The following is a 23,420-nucleotide window of genomic DNA, read 5'->3' as shown; positions in this document are numbered from 1 at the left end:
CCGGCCGCGAAGGCGGATCAATAGCCGAGCGACAGATCGACTCGTGGCTCGACCGGCTCGCCCTGGTGCCAGCGGTCGAGGTTTTCGAGGAAGCGGGTCGCGGCGCGCACGAACATCTTGTCTTGCGCGCGGCCCGACAGGTGCATGGTGATATGCGCGTTGTCGAGCGTCCACAGGACATCGTCGGCGGGAAGCGGTTCGGGGCTGGTGACGTCGAGGAAGGCCGACGCGATCTGCTTGCTGTCGAGCGCGCTCACCAGCGCCGCCTGGTCGACGACGCTGCCGCGCGCGATGTTGATGAGGGTCGCGGACGGCTTCATCGCGGCGAGTTCGGCGGCGCCGATCATGCCGTCGGTTTCGGAGGTCGCGGGGACGGCGAGGATCACCCAGTCGAAATCGCCGAGGCGGTCGCGCCATTGGTCGGGGGTGAGGGTGTTGGGGCCGGGGGTTCGGCGCACGACGGTGACGTCGACCGCGAAGGCCTGCAGCCGTTCCTCGACCAGCTTGCCGATCGCCCCATAGCCGAGCAGCAGCGCCTTCGACCCGTAAAGCTCGACCTTGCCGGGCGAATCGATCAGCCATTCGTGGCGCTCCTGCGCACGCACAACCTCGCGATAGCCCTTGGCGACGGTGAGCATGCCCATCACCACATATTCGGCGATGGTGATCGCATTGATGCCGACGCCGTTGGTCAGCACCGTGCCGCGCTCTGCGAGCAGGTCGAGCGGAATGCCGTCGACCCCGGCGTAGATCGAGTTCAGCCATTTCATCCGGGTCGCGGCGCCGATCGCGGCGGCCATGTCGCGCTTGTCGTACATGTCGAACCAGCCGATTTCGGCCTCGGGCGCGAGCGCCATCGCCTCCTCCTTCGACTGGAAGAAACGCGGTTCGACCCACTCGGGCAGACGGCTTTCGACGAGCGGACGGACGAGGCCCGAGAGGACGGTGACGGTCTTGGTCATTGGTTGGCGATCCCGTGTTTCAGGCGGGGGAGAAGGCCCGCCAGGCCACTATGGCCAAAAAGGGCAGCCCGGCAAGGTCGGCGCGCGCGATCGTCCGCAGCGACGGCGGCGACCCGGCCCGCCAGTAGAGTGCAAGGAAGGAGATCATGCTGATCGCGGCGGCGACGCTGGCGACGCGGCCCGTGGCCGGGTCGAACGCCGCCCAGACGCAGAGGGTGAGGACGACGAGGAACAAGGCGGCGCGGTGGTGGAGCAGCAGGAAGGTGGGGCTTCGGGCGTCGACGGCGTAGAGGCGTGTCAGCATCGCCGGGCGGACGAAGGCGAGCGCCGGGGCGAGGTGGATGAGCGCGAGGATGAGCCAGGCGATGCGGTCGAGCATGGCGGGAGTGTAGCGCTTACAGGAGTGTAAGCAAGGGGGGTGTCGTGTCGGAGTTGGGGTGGGAAGCGGCTGTTTTGTGAAGGCCTCCCCTCCCGCCTGCGGGAGGGGCAGCGAGACTTACGAACTTGTTCGTTAGTCGCAGCGGGGTGGGCCTTTGCGCTGCCGGAAGCTCGCTGCGCTCGCGCCCACCCCCAACCCCTCCCGCCTGCGGGAGGGGAGAAGAAAGGGCCGCCATCGGTCGAAACCGGACCTCGCCGCGACTGCGTCGGCTACGCCTCCAGCCGCCAGTCCCAGCCGAGCGGGTCGCCGTCCATCACCTCTACACCGGCGGCGACAAGTTCGTCGCGTAGCGCGTCCGAAGTGGAGAAGTCTTTGTTCGCCCGCGCTTCCTTGCGGCGGGTCAGGGTGGCTTCGATTACGGCTTCCGTGATCGTCGCGTTTTTCGGCCGTAGGCGCAGATCGGCTCGCGACAGCGAAAGAAGCTGGAGCCCCAGTACGTCGTCGATTTTCTCAATCGTACGGATTCTTTCGGCGGGGCTCACCTTCTTCATGGTGAGAATGGCCTCCAAAGTTGTCAGCACGACGGATGTGTTCAGATCATTCGAGATCGCTTCATCCAGAAAATCGGTGACGGGTTCTCCCGACACGGCTAAGTCGGTCTGAGCCTTGAGTTTCTCGACGCCCATCACCAGCCGCTTCAACCGCGTCAGCGCCGCGCCAAGCCCCTCCCACGAAAACTCCAGCTCGCTGCGATAATGCGCTTGCAGGCACATCAGCCGATAGGCGAGCGGGTGGTAGCCCTTGTCGATCAGGAGCTGCACGCGCAAAAACTCGCCGCTCGACTTCGACATCTTGCCCGAGCGTTCGACGAGGAAATTATTGTGCATCCAGAAGCGGGCGCCGCTCGCGTCGGAGCAGCTGTGCGCCTGGTTCTGCGCGATTTCGTTCGGATGGTGGATCTCGCGGTGGTCGATGCCGCCGGTGTGGATGTCGAAGGGGAAGCCGAGCAAGGCCTCCGACATCACCGAGCATTCGAGGTGCCAGCCCGGCGCGCCTTTGCCCCAGGGCGAATCCCATTCCATCTGGCGCGTCTCGCCCGCCGGGGTCTTGCGCCAGATCGCGAAATCGGCGGCGTGGCGCTTGCCCTCGACCGGGTCGATGCGGCTTTCGCCCTCGTCGGTCCCGGCGCGCGCGAGGCTGCCGTAATGCGCCACCGTGGTGGTGTCGAAATAGAGGCCGCCTTCGAGTTCGTAGCAATGCCTGTCGGCGATCGCCTTTGCGAAGTCGATCATCGCGGGGACATAGTCGGTGGCGATCGACCAATGCGCGGGCTGGCGGATATTGAGCGCCTTGATGTCGTCCCAATAGGCCTCGGTATAATGGCGCGCGATGTCCCAGATCGACTGGGCTTTCTCCGCCGCCGCCTTTTCCAGCTTGTCCTCGCCCGCATCGGCGTCGTCGGTCAGATGGCCGACGTCGGTGATATTGATGACATGGGTGAGCTTGTAGCCCTTGAACGACAGGGTGCGGCCCAGCGTGTCGGCGAAGACATAGGCGCGCATATTGCCGATGTGCGGGTAGTTATAGACCGTCGGCCCGCAGCTGTAGACCCGCGCCTCGCCGGGATGGACGGGGACGAACTCCTCGAGGGAGCGCGTCAGGCTGTTGAACAGCTTCAGCGGCAGGGCAGGGGCGTCGGTCATGTCCGCGCCCATGCCCCGCGTTGTCGGGGCGCGTCAACCGGATTGAATTGCCGTAGCCCTGAGCTTGTCGAAGGGCGCTTCTCGGATAGGCGCCCTTCGACAGGCTCAGGGCTACGGTTCAGGAACGAAAGTCCTATTCGCTGGGCGGGGTCCACAGGTCGTCGTTGCCCGCGCCGGTCACCGGATCGTCGAGGAGCGGCTGGCCGGTGAGCGGATCGAGGCTGCGCATCGTGATCAGCGGGACCGGCAGGCTCATGCCCTCGGCGTCGTCGCCTTCGCCCTCGTCATCGTCCTTGTCGTTGATGACGTCCTGGACCGGGAAGGAGCTTTCGAATTCGAGGAAGGCGCAGGTCGTCGAACTGACGATCAGGCAGCCGTTCATCGTCGACGCCGAGTCAAAGGCCAGGCCGCTGCCGGTCAGCGGACCGCTGCCGAGCACAAAGCCGTTGATCGACAAGAGCGGGATCGCATCGAGGCCGGTCACCTGCCCCGACGGGCCGAGATGGACGCCGTTGATGACGATCCGGCTGTCCGATCCCTCGACGTTCACATTGAGCCCGAGCGGGCCGAAGGTGAGGCCGCGGCGCTGCGCGAAGCGGGTGCCGGCGCCGCTGTTCTGGACATAGAAGCCGCCGACCACGCTGACGTCGATGCCGCCGGCGTAGAGCGCGCCGTCATTGAGCAGGATGCCGTCATTCTCGGCCAGCCGGTCGTCGATCGCATCGGTCGCCGTCGCCGCGCCGACGTCGGCGATGGCGGCGGCGGTCGCGACGATGACGTCGTCGGATTCGAGGATGAGCCTTCCGCCCGGGGTCGAAGCGCCGCCGGTGCTGCTGCCGCCGCCGGTCAGGCGGATCGTGCCTTCGCCCAGGATCACCTCGATCGAATCATTGGCGCTGATCCAGAAGCTGTTGGCGTCGCCCATGCCGGTCAGCGCCGCGTCGCCGATCACCCGCGCCTTGCCCTGCGTCGCGATGGTCAGCGAGCCGCTGGCGCCGAGGTTCGAGGTCGGGCCGCCCGCCGTGATGGTGAAATCGTCGATGATCACCGCCGGCGGGGTGCTGCTGCCGACGCTGCCGATCGGCAGGCCGCCCGGCGCCGCCGCGACGAAGCCGCCGTTGTTGCCGCCGAGGTCGGGCGCGAGGATCGTGATGTCGTTGCCGAACAGGCGCGTCATTTCGGTCGCGTCGATATGATAGCCGGTGCGGGTGCCGGTGCCGCCGACATAGGTCACGCTGTCGGGATCGATGTTGCGAACTTCGAGTGCCTGGGTCGTCCCTTGCGTGCCGATGCGGCCGTTCGAGCCGATCGTGATGTCGCCCGATGCGATCAGCATGTCGCGCCCGACGACCGCGCCGCTCACCGTCAGCATGTCGCCGGCCTGCGCCGCCAGGCCGGTGGTCGCGGTGACGCTGGCCAGCGTCATGTCATTGTCGGCGCTGAGTTCGACCTGGTTCGCGCTGAGCTGGGTGACGTCGAGATTATTGTCGCTGCGGATCAGCGCCAGCCCGGCGACCGTTCCGGCGGTGACCGCGACATTGTTGCCGCCGAGGATATAGGCGTCGCCGACATCGGTCTGGATATTGGCGAAGACGGCATCGCCGTTGACGCCGTCGACGAAGATATTGTCGCCGACCAGCGTGATCGGGCCTTGCGAGCCCAGCGAGCCGATGCGGATATCGCCGGCGCTGCTGTTGGCGCTGGTCGTGCCGCCCGAAATCAGCGCCGAGACCTGGACCCCGTCGTTGCCCTCGAGCGTCATCGCGCCGCCGGTGCCGGTGACGGCGCGGCCCAGGGCGATCGTGGTTCCCGCCGTCAGATCGAGGTTGCCGCCGGCGCGGATCGCGCCGCCGGTGATCGCGCCGCTGGTGCCGATCGTCAGGTTGCGGCCCGCATCGAGGGTGTCGATCGCATTGTTGTTTGGCGTCGTCAGCGCGGCGACATCGGCCGACGCGGCGGTGATCGCGATATCGCGCCCGGCCGTCGCCGGGCCGGTCACCGCGACCGCGCCGCTCGACTGGACGCGAAGGTCGTCGAACGCATCGATATTGGCGAGCGTCGTGGCGCCGCCCTGCGTGCTGACATTGCTGCCGCCGCCGGTCTGGCCGAGGCCGAGCGTCGTCGCGCCGTTGAGCGCGATCGTCGCGCCGGCGATGACGATGTCGTCGCCGGCCGACAGGTTGGTCGCGTTGACCGCGCTGCCCGCCGACAGGAAGATATCGGACCCGTCGGTCGTCGAAACCCCTTCGCCCTGGCCGATGGTGAAGCCGTTGGCGGTATAATCGAGCAGCAAACCGTCGGAGCCCTGCGCGGTGGCGCGCGCGCCATTCGCGGTGATCGCGCCGACCGCACGGACGCTGAGATCGTCGCCCGCGGTCACATTGGTCAGCGTCGCGGTGGTGGCGGACAGCGCCAGCAGGTCCTCGCCCGCCGTGACGTTGGTCAGCGCCGCCGCGCCGCCGGCATTGACCCCGACCATGCGCGCCGCGCTGCTGTCGGTCAGCGTCACATCGCCATCGGCGTCGATGAACAGGTCGCCGTCATAGGCGAAGCCGTCGGGATCGGGCGCGCCGCCCAGCGCGGCGGCGGAGACGGCGATGTCGCCGCCCGCGAACAGCCGGATGTTGCCGGTCGAGGTGAAGCGCCCGCCGATGTCGCCCGCCGCATCGACCCGGATCTCCTCGACCGCATCGACGCTGTTGAACGCGGCATTGCCACCGGTCGCAAAGGCTTCGAAATTGCCGCCACCGGTGATCGCGCCGCTGATCGCGATGCTGTTGCCGGACAGGCCGATATTGCCGTCGGCGTTGATCGCCGCGCCGGTGATGCCCTCGGCCCCCGGCGCCGAACCGCTCGCGGACAGGCTGACGCTGGCGCCCGCGTCGAGCGCGTTGAAGCCGATCGATTGGGCGATGACGATGATGTTGCCGCCGGCGGTCGCATTGCCGAGGTCGGACGCGCCCGTGGTGTTGATCTCGATATTGCCGTCGGCGATGATCGAGTTGAGCCCGGTGCGGAAGCTGGTCGTGTTGACGATGAAATCGCCCGCCGCTTCACCATGGTCGACGACGACATTGCCGATCACGTCGATGCCGACATTGCTGCCGATCTCACCGCTGTCGGGATTGGCGCCGGTCGCATCCAGGAAGGCGACGTTGACGTCGCCCCGGCCAAAGAGGCTGATGTCATCGCCCGCGACGAGGCGGTTGAAACCGCCGCCCGCTGCGGTGACGATCGTGATGTCGCGCGCCGCGTTGATGGTGCCCGCCGAATTGACCGCGCCGGTGATCGCGACCAGCCCCACGGTGTCGCCGCCGGTGATGTCGCCGACGGTGATCGAGCCGCCGGTGATGTCGATCAGGCCGCTGGCGGCGATGTCGCCGGTCAGGTCGACCGCATTGCTCGCCGAGGCCACAAAGGCGCCGCCGACGTCGATCGTGCCGGTCGAATGCACATCGCCGTTGCGGGCCAGCAGGCCGAAGGTCCCGGCGTCGACCGCGACGCCGTTGAGTTCGACATCGGCGCCCTCGATACGCAGCTGGTTGGTCGCGGTGACATCGCCGGTCAGGTTGATGGCGCCAACCGCCGCGACGGTCATGGCGTTGCCCGCCGTCAGCGCGCCCGCCGCAGCCGCCCCGCCGGCGTCGAGCAACAGGTTGCCGCCGGCATCGGCGTTGCCGACCGCAATGTCGCCGCCCGCCGTCAGCAACAGGTCGGCGCCGGCGCTCAGCAACCGGTCGGGGTTGTGGGTGATGTCGCCGCCGGCGTTGAAGGTGACATTGACGCCGCGCACATCGCCGTTCGTGGTGATATTGCCCGTCGTTGCGGTCAGGCTGAGGTCGGTTCCGGCGGTGACCGACTGCAGGTCGAGCCCGGTGCCGCGGATCGTCGTCGCCAGCCCCGACTGGATCGGGCCGGTCGCCGTCACCGTCCGCGCCGAGGTCAGCACGACATTCGTGCCGGCGTTGGCGCTGGCGAGCGTGATCGGGCCGCCGGTGGTGGTTGCGGTCAGCGATCCGCCCGTCTGGACATTCTGGAGCGCGACGCTGAGGGCGTTGAAGCTGGCGTCGTCGGCGGCGAAGCTGTCGCCGGTGACGGTCAGCGTGCCGGTGATGTCGACCACCGCATTGCTGCCCACCTCTTCGCCCTGCGGATTGGTGCCTTCGGCGCGCAGCGAGGTGATCGTCACCGGCCCGCTGCCGGTGATGCCGATATCGTCGCCGGCGACCAGATTGTTGAGCGTTGCGCCCTGCGTCGTCGCGATGCTGAGGTCCTGACCGGCGCGAATGAGCCCGGTCGAGGTCACGGCGCCATTGGTCGCCTCGATCGACACGAACCCGTTGGCCGAGACATTGCCGAGGTTGACGCTGGCGCCGCGCAGGTCGGCGGTCGACGCGGCGGTGATGTCGCCGGTCAGGTCGACCGCGCCCGCCGCCAGCGCGGTGACGCCGCCATTCGCGGTGATCGCGCCGGTCCCGCTGATGTCGCCGCCGGTGGCGAACAGCGCGATATTGCCGCCGCCGACATCATTGGCGCCGAGATCGACGGTGCTGCCGGTGACCGAGACGAGCAGCGCGCCAAAGATGTCGCCGCCCAGCGTGATCGCGCCGTCGGCTTGCAGCGCCAGAATCCGTCCGGCGGTCAGCGCATTGGCGTCGATCGTGCCGCCGGCGGTGAAGCGCATATTGTCGCCCGACGTGGCGTTGCCGACCGCGATATTGCCGCCCGCGGTGAGCGTCAGGACGTTGGTCGCGCTGATCAGGCCGTTGCTGTCGTGGGTGATGTCGCCGTTCGCGTCGTAGGTGACATTGAAGCCGCTGACACTGCCGCCGGTCGCGATCGTGCCGACCGTCGCGGTCAGGCCGACGTCGCCGCCCGCCGTGATCGATTGCAGATCGAGGTTGCGACCCGTGGCAATGGTGTTGCCGCCCGATTGCAGCAGGCCGGTCGCGACGACATCGCGCGCCGAGGTCAGGTTGATATTGTTCGCGACATCGGCGCTGGTCAGGGTGAGCGGACCCCCGGTCGTGGTCGCGGTGAACGAACCGCCGGCGGTGACGTCCTGGAGCGACATGCTCGTCGCGTTGAAATTGACGTCGTCATTGGCAAAGGTGCTGCCGGTGACGGTCAGCAGGCCGTTGACCGCGCCGACGACATTGCTGCCGATCTCCTCGCCCTGCGGGTTGCTGCCCTCAGCGGTGATCGAGACGATGGTGACGTCGCCGCCCGCGGTGAGCGACACGTCGTCGCCCGCAGTGATCGCGTTGAACGCGCCGCCCGTCGCGGCGTTGATGAAGACATCGCTGCCCGCCGAGATCGTCCCGGTCGAGTTGATCGCGCCGCTGTTCGAGGTCAGCGTGACGAAGCTGTTCGAACTGACGTCGGCGACGGCGATCGAGCCGCCGGTCATCTCGACGAAATTGCCGCCATTGGCCGTACCTGTGATGCTGATGGCGCCGGTCGCCTGCACCTGCAGGTCGGCGAGCGTCGTCACATTGCCGTTGGCGGTCACGTCACCGGCGGTCGCGCGCAGGAGGATCTGGTTGGCGAGGCCGTTGGCGTTGCGCAGCGCGACGCTGCTGCCCTCGATGAACATGCCGCCGCTGGTGACATCGCCGGTGATGTTGACCGCGCCGACCGCGTCGATGAACGTATAATCGGCGTTGATCGCCCCCGTGTCGACCGTGCCGCCGGCGGTCAGGCGGGTCTGGCCGACGGTGTTGGTCGCGCCGGTGATCGCGATGCTGCCCGGGGTGGTGATATAAGCGCCCGAATTGTCGGCCTCATTGTCGAGCCCGCCCGCCGTCGTCAGCAGCGTTGCGGCCGAGACATTGCCGGTCGCGGTGATGCGGATATCGTCGCCCGCCGCAAGGTCGGCGAAGCTGCCGCCGGCCGCCGAGGTGACCGTCAGGTCATGCCCCGCCGACAGCGCGCCGATCGCGCCGATGCCGCCGCTGGTCGAGGTCAGGACGATGTCGGTGCCTGCCGTGACCGATTCGAGGTCGAGCGCGCTGCCGGTGATCGTGGTGACGAGGCCCGAGCGGATGGTGTTGGTCGTGCGGACGACGTCGCTGGCGGTCGCGGTCAGATTGTCGAAGGCGACCGCGTTCGACGCGTCGATCGTGCCCGCCGAGGCGGTCAGCACGATGTTCGACAGGTCGGTGGGGCCGGTCTGGATCTGCCACACATCGGGTCCGCCCGCGCTCGACGGCGCGAGGATCAGGCTGCGGGTGTCGGGGCCCGCGCCGGTGGTCGACACATTGTCGACGATGACGCAGCAGGTGCCGGTGACGATCAGGTCGTCGCCCGCGAGCGAATTGGTCACGGTCGCCGTATTGCCCGCGACGACATAAAGATCCTCGCCCGCCGTCGCGCCGTCGACATTGGCGTTGGTGCCTGCCGCGACGCCGATCATCGTCGCGGCGCTGCTGCCCGCGAGCAGGTTTGCATCGCCTGCGGCGTTGATGAAGACATAGCCTTCGGACGGGCCGTTGGGGCCCACGTAAGTGCCGGCGGCGGTCGCCTGTGCGGTGATGTTGGTGGCGGCGGTCAGGCCGACATTGCCGCCCGCCGCGAAATTGCCGCCGATGTCGCCGGCGCTGTTGATGATGATGTCGCCGTCGGTGGTCGCCGACAGGCGCGCGTTGCCGCCGGTCGAAAGGGCGAACAGCGAGGCCGAGGTGACGACGCTGTCGTTGATCCGGATCGTGTTGCCGAACAGCGCGACATTGCCGCCTGCGGTGATGCCGTTGCCGAGGATGCCCTCGGCCCCCGGCGCGGTGCCAGTCGCGTTGAGGGTGACCGTGGTCCCGGCGCCGATCGTGTCGAAGACGATCGACTGGCCATCGACCGCGACGAACCCGCCCGCCGTCGAATTGCCGAGGTCGACCGCGCCGATCGAATTGATGTCGATGTCGCCGCCGGTGATGATCGAATTGGGGCCGGTCGCGAAGCTGCCGACATTGGCGGTGAAATCATTGTCGGCCTCGGCATGGTCGACGCTGGCCGCGCTCACCGTGCTAAAGACGATGTTGCTGCCGTCGACTTCGGAATCGAGCCCGGTGCCGGTGGTGACCAGCCGTCCGGCGACGATGGTGTCGCCGGTCAGGTCGATGTCGTCGCCCACCGTCGCGGCGTTGATCGCCACCTCGTCGCGCGCATTGGCGGTCAGGTCGTCGCCGCTGGTGCTGGTGCCATAGACGTTGATGCGGCCTTCGGTAGCGAGCAGCAGGGTCAGCGTCTGGGCATCGAGCGAATCGACGTCGATCGCGCTGTTGGTGCCGGTCGCGGTCATCGACAGGCTGGTGCCGCCGCTGACCAGGCTGCCCGGCGCGCTGCGGATCGAGTTCACCGCAGTAAAGGAGGCGCTGGTGCCCGACTGGATCGTCGGCGCGGTGCCGGTGCGGAAATCGTGGCGGATATCGACCTGGTCGCCGGCGTTGACGGTGAGCGTGCCGCCGGCGTTGAGCTGGCCGTCGCCCTGCGCATAGACGCCCACCGAACCGTCGGTGTTCAGCGACACGGCGCCGTCGGTCTGGATCAGGCCGTTGGTGACGCCGAGGAAGATGCCCTGCGGCGCGACGTCGGTGTCGTTGTTCGTGAGAGAGGCGCCGCCGACCGCATTGGCGGTCAGGCTGGCCATCTGGATCGTCCCTGCGCTCCGCAGCTCGATCCGTCCCGCGACATCGCCATTGGCGTCGATCGTCGTGTCGCCGAAGTTGATGGTCCCAGCCGTGGTCCCGTTGCCGAAGGTTTCGATCAGGACCCGGCCGCCGATCGTGCCGGTGAAGGCGTTTCCGGCGCCGTTGCCCCCCGAGCCGACGCCGCCCGCGCCGCCCGCGCCCGAAATGCCGCCGACCGCGATGTCGACAGCCGCGCCGCTCGACGAAATGCTGCCGCTGCCATTGGCGACCAGATGCACGGTGCCGCCGAAACCGGCGCCGCCGAGGCCGCCATCGCCGCCGCTCAGCCCCATGACCACATCGTCGGGCGTGCCGGGGATGCCGTCGGGGCCGGGCAGGGTGATGGTGCCGGGATTGTCGGCGCCGGTCCCGCCGTCGCCGCCGACCCCGAAGCTGCCGAGCGCGACCGTGCTGGTCCGCCCGAAGGTCAGCGTCACCGCGCCGTCGTCGGCGATGACTTCGACCGTGCCGCCGGTGCCGTTGCCGCCGCCGCCGCCGGCCGGGCCGACGCGGGGATTGTTGCCCGTCGCGAGTGCCGCGTTGCCGCCCTGACCGCCGAGCGCGCCGGCGGTGAAATTGTCCTGCGAGATGGTGGCGCTGCCATTCGCGCCGGCCACGCGCACGCGCGATATGCCGCCAAAGGCCGAGCCGCCGAAGCCGCCCGCGCCGTCGAGCCCGTCGCCGCCGTCACCGCCCTCGGCGCTGGAGTCGAGGATCACGTCCACCCTGCCGGCAGCGATGTTGTCGACGATCAGCTCCGCCGTGCCGCCTTGCCCGAAGCCGCCGTCGCCGCCGATATTGTTGGCGCCGCCGATGCCGCCGACGCCGAGCGAGAAGCTGCCGACGGTTCCCGTCGCGGTGACCAAGGTCGCGAGGTCGATCGTCGCGGTGCCGCCCTGGCCGTTGCCGCCATTGCCGCCGCGCACGGCGCCCGCCACCGGACCCGAACCGAAGTTGAGCAGTCCGCCGCCGCTGCCGCCGAAACCGCCGGCGTCGGCGGTGATGTCGCCGGTCGTCAGCGTTCCCGCCGTCAGGTTGATCGCGGCGGTGCCGCCGAGCCCGTTGCCGCCATCGCCGGCGTTGCCGCCGATGCCCGTCCCGCTGATGAAATCGCCGCCGTCGCCGCCGATGCCCGACGCAAAGGCGCTCAGCGTGGTGGTGGTGACGACCGCGTCGCCATTGAGGTTGACCGTCGCGGTGCCGCCCTGGCCAAAGCCGCCATCCTGGCCATCGACCGGGTTCGCGGGATCATTGTCGTCGCCGGTCTGGCCGTTGCCGCCCGAACCGACGGCCTGTGCGGTGACGTCGGTCGCGTTGAACGTTCCGCTGTTGAGGTCGATCGTCGCCGTGCCGCCAAAGCCCGACCCGCCGCCGGCGCCCGTGCGGCCGACGCCGCCGAAGCCGTTCGCCGAGACGACGAGATTGCCGAGCGTGACGGTGCCGCCGGTCTGGACATACGCGGCCTGGCCGCCGCTGCCCACGCCATCGGTGTCGGCGACCGCGCCCGAAAAGCCGCTGGCCGACAGCTGGAGCGCATTGCCCGTGAGCTGGCCACCCTGGACGTCGAAGCTGATGTCGCCGCCATTGCCCGCAGCGGCGCCGCGCAGGTTGTTCGCCCCCTCGAACGCCTGTTGCGCACGTCCGTCGGCGCTGGCGAAGACGTCCTGGAAGGTCAACACGCTGGGGTTGAGGTTGTTGGCGAGCAGCTGGAACAGGATCGAACCGCCGCGCCCGGTCACGACATTGCCCGCACCGCTCGCATCGCCGCCGGCGATGCCGGTCGCGCTGAACTGCGCGGTGTGGCCGAAGCTGACGGTGCCCCCGTCGGCGACGACGCCGATGCGTCCGCCGGTCGCCGGGGCGCCGCCCTGCGAGACGCCGGCGGCGGCGTCGGTCGTGAAGAAGCTGAACCCCGCGCTGTCGGTCGCCGAAAAGACGCCGGTGTTGGCGGCGCGGATGTCGATCGTGCCGCCCTGCGCGGCGCCGCCGGTGCCGGTCGTATTGTCGCTCGCGGCGGTGGCGCCGAAGGCGAAGGAGCCCGTCGTGATGGTGCCGCCGTCGGCGGTAAAGTCGATATCGCCGCCGGTCGCGGTGCCGGTGCTGGAGGGGATGCTGGTGCTGAACCCGCCGGCGCTGGCGTCGGCGGTGATCGAGTTCAGCGCGGTGATGCTGCTGTTTCCGCCGCTGCCGATCACGGTGACGGCGATGGTGCCGCCCCGCGCGTTGCCGCGATTTTCGCCGGCCGCCGTCTGGGCGCTGGCGTCGAAGACGATCGCGCTGTCCGACGCGAGGATCGCGCCGCCGGCGACGCCGACGTTGATCGTGCCGCCGGTGGCGTTGCCGGTCGTCGAACTCGTTCCGTTGTTGCTGGTCGCACCGCCGCTCGTCGCGCTGGCATCGACGGCGAGCGAATTCTGTTCGGCGTTGATGCCATTGTTCGCGGTGATCGTCACCGTGCCGCCGGTCGCATTGCCGCCCGCCGCGCCGTCGCCGGTGGCGCCGCCGCCGGTCCCCGACGCATTGGCCGTCACGTCGCCGAGCGCTGCGGTCGATGAATTGTCGGCGGTGAAGGTCAGCTCGATGGTCCCGCCCTGTCCGTCGCCGCCGTTCAGCGAGGGGAAGGTGCCGATATTGGGGCTGGACACGGTCCCGCCGCCGGTGCCGCCCGCCGCGAGCGTCGTGGTGGGCGAGGTCAGCGAGCTGAGCGCGCCGAGCACCTGGATGCGCGCGGTGCCGCCGGTGCCATTGCCCGACTGGACATTGCCGATCTGGCCGGCGCCGCTCGCGCTGACGGTAAGGCTGGTGTTCGCGGTGAGCGTGCCGCCGCTGTCGACGGTGACTTCGGCGGTGCCGCCCTGGCCGTCGCCGCCCTGGTCGGCGATGACCGGGGCGCCCGAGGGCGAACTGGTGACGCCGCCGCCGCGCCCGCTGGCCGCGACATTGATCGTGTTGGCCGTCAGCGTGCCGCCGTTGCGGACGGTGAGGCCGGCGGTGCCGCCGGTGCCGGTGCCGCCGATGCCGGTGGCGCTGAGGTCGCCCGTTCCGGCCGCCGAGACCGCGACATTGCCCGCGACGACGGTGCCGCCGTCGACCGTGAACTGGGCGCCGCCGCCGGTGCTGTTACCGGTGACGGCATCGGGCCGCCCGGCGCCGAGCAGCGACAGATTGCCGAGCACCGCCAGCCCGCCGCCGGGATTGACGTTGATCGCCGCGTTGCCGGCCTGGCCGCCGCTGCCGTTAGAAGTGACGACAAAATTGCCGGTGGCGCCGACGATCTGGTTGTTGCCGACCGACACCGTCGCGCTGGCGTCACCAATGAAGGTCGCATTGCCCTGGACGATCAGGCGGCCGAGATGCGGCGGCGGCAGGGCGACGACGGGGCCGCCCGCAGGGATCGACGCCAGCGGCTGGCCGACGAACGCGCCGCTGGCGTGCGCGGTGACGCTGCTCTGGAATATCGTGTCGTTGACGGTCATGTTCGCGGCGGCGGCGCCCACCGGAGTTCCGGCGATCACGCCGTTGGTGACGTTGTAACCCGCCGACAGCACCACCGCGCCGTCGGGATCGGTCTGCGCTGCGACCGCATCCTGATAGCCGACTTGCCCCGAAATCAGCATCGTGACGGCGTCGTTTTTCGGGATCGCGACCATATAGACGCGGCTCTGGTCGGTATCGCCCTGTTGGTGCGCCGGACCGCCGGTGATGCCGGTGTGGGTGATGACGTTGCCACCCTCTGCGCCGACGGTGACATTGATGTCGAACAGGCCGTTGTTGATCGTGATGTCGGCCCGTTCGGCGGCGACGAGCGCGGCCGAGCCGTCGACGTCGATCAGCCCGCCCTGGTTGATGCGCGGCGCGACGAGCGCGACATAGCTGCTGCCCGGATTGCCGGGGTAGGCCGCGCCGATGAAGCTCTGCGGGCTGATATCGATCGACGCCGTGCTGTTGGAGGCGCCGCGGAAGCGGATCTCGCCGCCGGGGCCGAACAGGCCGCCGTTGGTGTCGATATCGTTCGCGGTCAGCACCAGGCTGCCGACGTTGATCGCCGCGCGCTGGCCGATCAGGATGCCGCCGGCGTTGTAGAACCAGATATTGCCGCCCTGCGTGTTGCCGGACGTCGCGGCGGGCGATCCGTTATAGCTGTTGACGGTGCCGTTGAGCGCGATCTGGCGGCTGATCGGAATCGGCGCGCCGGTGATCGGGTTGACCGCGATGAAGCGGTTGAGGACGGTATATTGGCCGGTGCCATAGAAGTTGAGCGTGTTCGCCGCCGGCAGGAAATCGATCGGCGCGCCGGTCGCCGCCGTGTCGGTCGGGGTCCAGTTGATGATCGTCTGTGCGCCGGTGGTGGTGACCTGCGTGGTGTTGGGGCTGCCAAGGGGATTGTTGGTGATCGTTGCGCCGCCGAGTCCGGGGCCGGTCACAACCTGTCCCGAACCCTGCACCTGCGCCAGCGCCGGGCCGCCGATGGCGATCGCCGCCAGTCCCGCAGCAATCGCGCAGCTGGCCAGCAGGCGCTGCTTGCCCGTGCGGGCGGATGGGATCGAAGCGGTGGCACGCATGGCGGATGTCCTCGATGAAAAACTCATGTCAGCGCGCTTTCACGCCGAACTGGGTGGTGAAATTGACCAGGAAGCGCGGGTCGGGTTTCTGGGTCAGGAATCCCGCGCGGTTGAGCGGCACCGCAACGGTCAGGTCGAGCCGCCCGACATCGCCATAGGCAAGGCGGATGCCGCCGCCCGCCGAATAGAGTTTCTGGGGATTGAGCCCCGCGAAGGCGAGATCCTTGTTCCACACCCAGGCGGCGTCGAAAAAGACGAAGGGCTGGAGCGCGCCGCTTTCGGTGTTGGCGGGGGTCAGCGAGCCGTAGCGCGCCTCGACCGACACCGCGACGCCGCTGTCGCCGATCACCGTGCCTGGGTCGAAGCCGCGCCCGACGGTGAAATTGCCGCCCGAAAATTCCTCATAGGCGAGCAGGGGATCGCTCGCCCATTGGCCGCGCGGCGCGACCGACAGCGTGAAATTGCGGACCGGCCGCCATTCGGCGAGCGCGTTGGCGCGCACCAGAAAGGCGTCGGGCTTGCCCTCGACGCGGGTCAGCGGGATCGCGCCCGGCAGGAAACAGATGGCGCCGGTCGGGCCGCAATCGTCGCTGGCGCCGAGGAAATGGACCCCCTGTCGCGCTTCGAGCGAGCCGCCCAGATACCAGCGCGGTTCGGCCGGGCTATAGCCGCCGCGCCCGCCGACCGACGCGGGATCGGTCCAGCTGGCGTCGGCACGCAGGTTGAAGACGCGCAGCCGGTCGCGGTTGATCGGCACGCCGCCCAGCCCGATGTCCTGGTCGATGATGTCGAGCCCGCCGCCGATGGTCAGCCGCCGCGCCTGCGTCAGCACGAGCGGGTAAGCGGTGAACAGGCTGATGATCTGCGTTTCGGACTTGATCGGCAGCGCCGCGACGCTCGGCCGCGTCCAGGCATAGGTGAAGCTGGTGCCGAATTTCAGCCCTTCGTCGCCGACGCGGAATTCATGCGCGACCTGCGCGACATTCTGTTCGTCGAGATCGGGGGTCGAATAGAAGCTGACCGTCGTCAGGTCGCCCATGCCGGTGATGCCGGCAACGCGGGCGCGGACGATCCCGCCCCAGCGGCCGACGTCATGCGACCCGAAATTCTGGATATTGGCGTCGAAAATCGCCGGGGTGCGCTCGACCGTGACTTCGCCGACGACCTCGCCGGGCGCGGCGCCCGGGCGCAGCGTCAGCCGCGCCGACAGTCCCGGAATGTCGCGCGCGAGGAGCAGATAGCGTTCGGCATCAACGATGTTGAAGACCGGCTGGTCGTCGAGGTGCGACAGATAGCGCTGGAGCAGACCTTCGCTGGCGCCGGCGTCGCCGCGCACCTCGATCCGGCTCATCCGCGCGGCGAGGATGTCGAGCTTGACGACGCCATCGTCGATCGTCTGCGGCGGCACGCGCACGGCGGCCAGATAGCCCTTGTTGCGCAGCGCCGTCGCGGCACGGTCGCGAATGTCGCAGACCACCGAAATCGGCAAATCCTGCCCGACGCGGTCGGACCATGTCGACGCCAGCGTCGCCGGGTCGATGCCCTCGACGCTGGAAAATTCGACGCTGCGCAGCGTGATGCGGACGTTCGCAAATTCGGGATTGGCCAGCGGGCAGGGCGCACGTTCGATCGCATCGTCGGCGGAGACGATCTGTTCGTTCGGCGGCGGCGCGTCGGGCAGCGCCGGGCGCTGGATTTCCTCTCGCGTCGGGATTTGCGGGGTCGCGCTTTGCGCCTGGGCGACGACGGGCAGCGCCGCGAAGATCAGACCCGACCCGGCGACAAGCTGTCGCAGCGTCCGCCGCCTGCCGACGATCCCGCGCGATTGTCCCTGTATGCCCTTGCCGGTCATTACCACCCCTTGCGTTCGAACCCGCCCGGCATCGCTGCCGACCGTCCAATTCACCATGCCCAGCCCTGCGAAAGGCTGCGCGAATGTTCGACCCAAGGAAAGGACATGCCGCTCGTCCGGCAGCTTTTCATCCCATTGTTATCAGATGGATCGGGCGGGTTCAATGACTCCCGCCCGTTCCTTTCAACCGCCTGCCGCTTCGGCTTCGGCCATGGCATCGACCAGCCGGTCGAGCTGCGGCGTGCATCCCTTGGCCATCAGCATCTCGCCTGCGGCGTCGGGGGTTTCGGGCATGGCGGCGACAGCGGCGAAGCGCACCGTCACGGGGGCGGTGAGCCCGCCACCCGACAAGCGATAATCGACGTCATATTCCACCGGCACCGTGTCGAGCGGCCATTTGCGGAACTGTGCCCCGCTCACCAGCGCTACCGTTTCGCTCTTGTCGCCGAGCGCGATGGTCAGCGCGGTGTCGCTCGCCATGTCCGGACGCCACAGCATCAGCGTCGCGGGATCGGCGACGCAGAAGGTCCCGCCCTGGCGATAGTCGAGCAGCCACAGGTTGGGCGCGCGCAGCTCGTCGGGCTGCGCCTGGATCGCTTCGCGCGAAAACCCGCCGCGCGACCGGACCGTCGGGCCCTTGGCCATCATGCGCGTCACCGTGGTGCCCATCGACTGGCTCGCCTGCACGGTGGCGCCGGCGGTGAAAGTGACTTTGCCGCTGACCGTGCGCGTCTTGCCGCCCTGGATCAGCACCAGCTTGTCGCCCTCGACCAGCGTCACGCGGTCGCTGGGCTTCAATTTGGTGCCGACCGGATATTTGGAGGCCGAGGGGCCGGTCGAGCGGACGACGATCGACTGCGCGGCGGCGGCGGTGGTCAGCGCCATCGCGACGACGACGGCTGCGGCGGTCAATCCCAGCCGGCGCGTGCGGATCTCAGGACAGGACATAACTTTCTCCACTTTCGGTCTCATTCAATCGTTCTATCAAGAACAGGATGGATGTATCGTGACTGAACTCGCGCGCCACGGCTGTGGCGCAGGTCACATAAAGATTTTTATCGCCCGCCGCGTGCGCCGCGACCATGTCGCTGATCCGCGCGCGTTGCTCGGCGGTCAGGTAGGGGCGCGGGGTGAAGGTGTCGACCGGCTGCGCGCGGCCGCGCAGCGTGACCCGGCCCATCGGCACCAGATCGTCGCGCTCGGCGCGCGCCACCGCTTCGGCCGAAATCAATATCCCCGTTTTCAGGCTCTTGTTCGCCGCCTCGAGCCTTGACGCGGTGTTCATGCTGTCGCCGAGCGCGGTATATTGGATGCGCCCCTCGCCGCCGAAATTACCGACGATCGCGTCGCCGACATGCAGCCCGACGCGCGTCATGCCGAGCGGCGGGACATCCTCGCCGGCCAGGTCGACGCGGAATTTCTCGCCGGCTTCGTACATGGCGAGCGCGGCGGCGGCGGCTTGCGGCCCGTCATTGGGGCGGCTGAGCGGCGCGCCCCAGAAGGCGACGACGGCGTCGCCGACGAACTTGTCGATCGTGCCGCCATGTTCGAGCACGACTTCGGAGAGGCGATCGAGATAGGCGTTGAGCAGCCGCGCCACCGTTTCCGGCGTCGTCGCATGGCTGAGCGCGGTAAAGCCCTGCAGGTCGGTGAAAACGCAAAAGATATTGCGCCGCTCGCCGTGCAGCGACAGCTGGTCGGGATCGCGCATGATCTGGGCGGCGACGTCGGCGGGCAGATATTTTCCGAGCGCCGACTGCGCAAAGGCGCGCTGGCGCGACCCGATGGTGCGCGCCGCCGTGCCGACCGCCGCATAGCCGAACAACCAGCCGAGCGCCCAGCCGAAGGCGGGCAGGCTGGTCGTGTCGACGCCCTGGCCCTGGAGCCAGAAAGGGAAGGCGATGAAGAAGATCATCTGCGCGACGAAGGCGAGGAAGACCCAGCGCGCCCGCGCGTCGATCAGGCTGGTCAGCCCGCCCGCCAGCACGACGAGCACCGCGAGCGCCCACAGCGCGAGGTTCGGAATCGGCCGCGACCAGGCCTTGTCGAGTTGCTGCGCCAGCATATGCGCATGCACTTCGAGACCGATCATCGTCTCGCGCTCGCCGGTCGTCTGGTCGGGCAGGCGGCTCAGCGGGGTGTTGAACTGGTCGTTGTCGATGATGTCGCCGCCGATCAGGACATAACGATCCTTGATCAGGTCGGCGAAGCCCGCGCGCATGTCGGCGTCCATCGGCAGCGCGAAGCTGTCGATCGGGATATTGGCGAACACCGGTTCCTCCTGCCCGTCGGCGGCGCGGGCGGGCACGAGGAAGCGGATATTGCCCTGATAATCGGCATGCGCCTTGTCGACCGGCGCCAGCGCATTGGCCATCAGCGGCGGCAGCCCCTTGGGCCGGTCGGGCCAGTTGCGGATCACGCTGTCGCCGTCGGTGCGGAACAAAACGCTCGTCGGGCGGGTCTTCGGCGTCCGGACCGCCGCCAGATAGGCCTCGAGGAATTTCTGCTGTTCGTAGAAGATGGTGTTGGGATTGCTCGACTGTTCGGCATAGGCGAGCCAGGTCGGCGTTTTCATCGCGCGCAACTGGGTTTGCAGCAATTCATCGTCGGGACGCGGTGAATCGAAGGCGATATCGATGCCGATCGCTTTCGCGCCCATCTGGTCGATATTGGCGAGCGCGGCGGCGAGCAAAGTGCGGTCGAGCGGCGAGCGGATGCCGGTGCGGAACAATGTCTCGTCGGTGTAGGTGACGAGGACGATGCGTTTGTCCTGGTCGACATGCGGCGCCATCACCGCCGCGCGGCTGTCATAGAGTGCGCGTTCGGCGTCGCCCGCGAGCGGCAATTGCCAGCTCAACCGCGCGATGCAGACCGCGACCAGCAGGAACAGCAGGGTTGCGATCATCCGCGACAGGCCGAGCTGCGTGAACAACCGCCGTAGCTGTTTGCGCAGCGGCACCGCCGCGCGCTTCTCGGTCGCGGCTTCGGGCGCCGCCATGGTTTCGGTGGTCATCGTGTCGGTCATCGGATCAGCGGGCGGCGCGGCCGGCGGCCTCCCCCATCGGCGCGGCTTCGGCGGTCGCGGTCCCGCTGTGGAGCATCGCCTGGCCGCCGTCGCCGATGATCGCGAAACCCGCCCAATAATAGGGATGCGAAGTCTGCTTTTCGTTCATCAGCGCCATCTGGGTCGACCAGAGCGCGTCGGCGACGCTTTCGCCCTGCCGCGCCGCGAACAAGCCGCCGATCAGCCGCTTCGTCGCGTCGAAATCATCGGGTGCGGGCCAGTGGCTGGCGATCACCGACCGCCCGCCGGCGCCGATGAAGGCGCGCACCAGCCCGTCGAGTGCGTTGCCGCCGCCGACCGACAGGCCGGCCTCGCGGGTGGCGCTGACCGACGCGGCGCCCGCCGTGTCGCAGGCCGAGAGGATGACGAGGTCGGCGTTGATCTTGAGGTCGTAGATTTCCTGGAAGGTCAGCAGGCCATCCGAATCGCTGTCGCCGAACGAGGTGACGAGCGCCGGCCGTGCCGGGCACGAGGGGCGCGGCGCGGTGACCAGACCGTGGGTCGCGAAATGGATGATGCGATAGTCATTGAGGTCGGTGCGCGTCTTGATCGCGGTATCGGTGAACGCCCCGCCGGTGAGCAGGGTCGCCGCATTGTCGCCCATCGCGCCGCGCGCGGTGACCAGTTCGTCGGCGGAGATCGGCCGGTTCCACTGCGCCAGGTCCCACAGGCAATTGGCGTCGACGCCGCCGACCGCGCCGCGCGAGCCGAGCGAGGGCAGGGTGGCGCCCACCGGCTGGTTCTGGCCGAGCCCGAAATATTGGTTCGCGGCGTTGGACGGCGCGGCCTGGCGCGCGTTGCGGAAGGCGAGCGCCGACACGGCGGTGCTGGGCCGCGTCGTCCGCCCGAGCCAGGCGATCTGGCGCATGTCGAAGGCGTCGGCATTGGGATCGAGCAGGCGCTGCTCATAGTCGGCCAGCCCGGTGTCGGCGGTGATGAGCAGGTTGATCGGCAGCCGCAGCATCGCGCCATCGGGCTCGAAGATCAGGTTCGCGATCGTCGGCAGGCGGTCGGCGACCGGGCCGAACAAGCGGGTGTAGAGGCTGCGCGCGGTCGCCGCGTCGAAGGGATAGGTGACGCGCTTGCCGTTCTCGACGATCGAGATCGTCGACCGGATGCTGTCGACGGCGGCGTCGAGCGCCGGCGTGCTGATGTCCGAGCGCCACAATTGCGCGCCCTTCGGGTCGATCAGCATCGCATAGACGGCATCGCCGACGACGAGCATCTTCAGATAGGCTGCGTCGGGGCGCAGCACCGCCTGCAATTCGGCGAGGTCGAGCTTGCCCGGCGCGACGACGCGATATTGCGGATAGGCCGACAGCGAGGCGACCGTTTCGGCCTGCTGGAAACCCAGATTGTCGAGCCGCGTTTTCAGGTCGGCGCGCAAGGCGTTGATTTCGGGGGTTGCGATCATCTGCGCCAGCCGTGCGTCCTCGATCCGCGCGCGTTCGATGTCGCGGCCCAGCGTCGTCGCCTGGCGGAACAGCCGCGATCCCTCGGCGCTGCCGCTCGACAATTCGCGCGCCAGCACCGCCTGGGTGTCGGCGACGCCGGGGCGGACCTGCAACTGGCTGGCGACGAAGAAATCGCCGACGGCGGCGGGTTCGCTGGCGGCCTTGGCGGCGAGCAGCCGGTAATAGGGCGCCATCATGTTCGCCATGCCCGAGGTCGAGCGCTGCGAACTCGCCAGCGCGCCGACGACGTCGTGATAGATCGTCATCGCCTCACCATCGCGGCCCTGGCGGGTCAGGAAGGCGGCGTAGCGCGCGCGCGCGGAGGCGAGCGCGTTGGTTTCGGGATATTCGACCGCGAGCGCGTTGATCGATTCGAGGAAGCGCATATCGGCGGCGGCGGCGTCGCCCGCCGCCTCTTCGGCCAGCGCGAGTTCGCCGAGCATCTGCGAGCGCAGCCGCACGATCGAGGTCACGCGGCCCTCGCGCACCGCCATCGCGTCGGCGAGTCCCTTGAGCTGGGCGGCCTTGGCGGCGGCGGGATCGCCGCGCAGCCGTTCGACGGTGCCGAGCAGATGGACCGCCTGCGCATCGATGATCTGCGCGCGTTCGAGCGGGGTCAGCCGCTCATCGTCGGACCCCTGGCGGATCGCGCGCGAATTGCTGCCGCTGTTGACGCCCGCGACGATCTCCGGGGTCAGTGTCACGGCATTGCCCGTGACCGTCACGGCGCTGGTCAGCGGCGGGATCGGGGTGTTGAGCAGGTCGGCGGCGCCGGCATAGTCGCGCTGATTGAGCGCGTGGATCGCGCGGAAATTGCGGCGCAGGCGTAGTTGCACGGGGTCGGTCGTCGGGATCGCCTCGACTTCGCCGAACAGCCGCTCGGCCTCGGCAAATTCGCCGAGGTTCGATTTCTGGAGCGCGCGGTTGAGGGTAAATTCGGTCGGGTCGATGTCGGCGGCGGCCTGGTCGTCGAGCGCGCGGCGCGACAGGGCCTCGAAAAATTCGGCGGCCTCGGCATAATCGCCGCTGTGGTTGCGGCGATATCCCTCGGCCAGCGCCTTGTCGACGTCGATCGTCCCGGCAAGGGTGCGGGCAAAACCGTCGTTGCCGCCGATCGAGGTCGTCGCGACGTTGATGACGCCCGAGGCGACCTTGCGCTGGCGGATCGAGTCGAGCGCAAGGGTCAGCGCATCCTGATAGGCGGCGAAGCCTTCGACCGCGTAGGTGACATTGCCGTCTCCCTCGATCCGCGTCGTCCACGCGACGTTGCTGTCCCTGACCGAACAACTGGTCGGGGCGGTGCAGCTGATCGTTCCGGCGCGGGCGCGATCGACGCGCGCCTGCGCTTCGGCGGGGGTTGCGCGCAGCATCCGGACATAACCGACCGGCTGGCTCGCGTCGCGGCAGACGATCAGCCAGGCGCGGTCGAACATGCCGTCGATCACCGAATCGCGCACCGTCGACTGGACCTCGCACAGCGAGCCGCCCTTGTCGCCGATGGCAAAGCTGTCGCGCACGGTCGGGTCGGCCATCTGCGCGGACGTCGTGCCGGGCGCGGCGAGCGCCAGCATCCCCAGCAGCGACACGAAAAGCGGACGTCGAGCGGCCATGTACCCAATCCCCCAAACACAAGCGAGGGCGCCGTGCCCACGCGGTGGCGGCAAGGCGCAGTTCCTATATACTGCGGTACGACCCAATAACCCTTTCGCGGACCCTAACCCCTTCGCATGCAAAAGGGAAGTGATCTGCCGCACAGGCGGCT

At 68.7% G+C, this 23,420-nt stretch carries 8 protein-coding genes; all 8 read right to left on the bottom strand.

Going from position 1 to position 23,420, the window contains the following annotated elements:
* Positions 1-17: 17 nt before the first annotated feature.
* The gene (locus ACREB7_RS06025; RefSeq protein ID WP_431591385.1) at positions 18-962 is read right to left on the bottom strand and encodes a D-2-hydroxyacid dehydrogenase; all 945 of its coding nucleotides are present in this window, start codon (positions 960-962) and stop codon (positions 18-20) included.
* 19 nt (positions 963-981) lie between these two features.
* Positions 982-1,341, bottom strand: coding sequence for a hypothetical protein (locus ACREB7_RS06020; RefSeq protein WP_431591384.1), 360 nt, complete (start codon positions 1,339-1,341; stop codon positions 982-984).
* A gap of 269 nt (positions 1,342-1,610) precedes the next feature.
* Positions 1,611-3,044, bottom strand: a complete 1,434-nt coding sequence (gene cysS / locus ACREB7_RS06015) for a cysteine--tRNA ligase (RefSeq protein ID WP_431591383.1) — start codon at positions 3,042-3,044, stop codon at positions 1,611-1,613.
* Positions 3,045-3,177: 133 nt separating this feature from the next.
* Entirely contained in the window at positions 3,178-15,288 is a 12,111-nt protein-coding gene (locus tag ACREB7_RS06010) for a hypothetical protein (protein WP_431591382.1), read from the bottom strand.
* 28 nt (positions 15,289-15,316) lie between these two features.
* Positions 15,317-17,140 (bottom strand): ShlB/FhaC/HecB family hemolysin secretion/activation protein, encoded by a 1,824-nt coding sequence (locus ACREB7_RS06005; RefSeq protein ID WP_431591381.1) that lies wholly within the window; start codon positions 17,138-17,140, stop codon positions 15,317-15,319.
* A gap of 183 nt (positions 17,141-17,323) precedes the next feature.
* Complete coding sequence (locus ACREB7_RS06000; protein ID WP_431591380.1) at positions 17,324-18,088, bottom strand: hypothetical protein; 765 nt, start codon at positions 18,086-18,088, stop codon at positions 17,324-17,326.
* A complete protein-coding gene (locus ACREB7_RS05995; RefSeq protein WP_431591379.1) occupies positions 18,075-20,153 on the bottom strand; it encodes a CHASE2 domain-containing protein in 2,079 nt (692 codons plus the stop codon). Before ACREB7_RS05995 ends, ACREB7_RS06000 begins: the two co-directional genes overlap by 14 nt.
* 16 nt (positions 20,154-20,169) lie before the next feature.
* The gene (locus ACREB7_RS05990; protein ID WP_431591378.1) at positions 20,170-23,268 is read right to left on the bottom strand and encodes a CHAT domain-containing protein; all 3,099 of its coding nucleotides are present in this window, start codon (positions 23,266-23,268) and stop codon (positions 20,170-20,172) included.
* Positions 23,269-23,420 lie beyond the last annotated feature (152 nt).

Source organism: Sphingopyxis sp. (assembly GCF_050725615.1).
GTDB lineage: Bacteria > Pseudomonadota > Alphaproteobacteria > Sphingomonadales > Sphingomonadaceae > Sphingopyxis.
Note: the sequence above shows the minus strand (reverse complement) of the source record. Positions and strands in the feature narration are given on the sequence as shown.

Excerpts from the sequence above, each read along its gene's own strand:
- ACREB7_RS06010 (WP_431591382.1), bottom strand. The coding sequence starts at position 15,288 with ATGCGTGCCACCGCTTCGATCCCATCCGCCCGCACGGGCAAGCAGCGC.
- ACREB7_RS06025 (WP_431591385.1), bottom strand. The coding sequence starts at position 962 with ATGACCAAGACCGTCACCGTCCTCTCGGGCCTCGTCCGTCCGCTCGTC.
- ACREB7_RS06020 (WP_431591384.1), bottom strand. The coding sequence starts at position 1,341 with ATGCTCGACCGCATCGCCTGGCTCATCCTCGCGCTCATCCACCTCGCC.
- cysS (WP_431591383.1), bottom strand. The coding sequence starts at position 3,044 with ATGACCGACGCCCCTGCCCTGCCGCTGAAGCTGTTCAACAGCCTGACG.
- ACREB7_RS06000 (WP_431591380.1), bottom strand. The coding sequence starts at position 18,088 with ATGTCCTGTCCTGAGATCCGCACGCGCCGGCTGGGATTGACCGCCGCA.
- ACREB7_RS06005 (WP_431591381.1), bottom strand. The coding sequence starts at position 17,140 with ATGACCGGCAAGGGCATACAGGGACAATCGCGCGGGATCGTCGGCAGG.
- ACREB7_RS05990 (WP_431591378.1), bottom strand. The coding sequence starts at position 23,268 with ATGGCCGCTCGACGTCCGCTTTTCGTGTCGCTGCTGGGGATGCTGGCG.
- ACREB7_RS05995 (WP_431591379.1), bottom strand. The coding sequence starts at position 20,153 with ATGACCACCGAAACCATGGCGGCGCCCGAAGCCGCGACCGAGAAGCGC.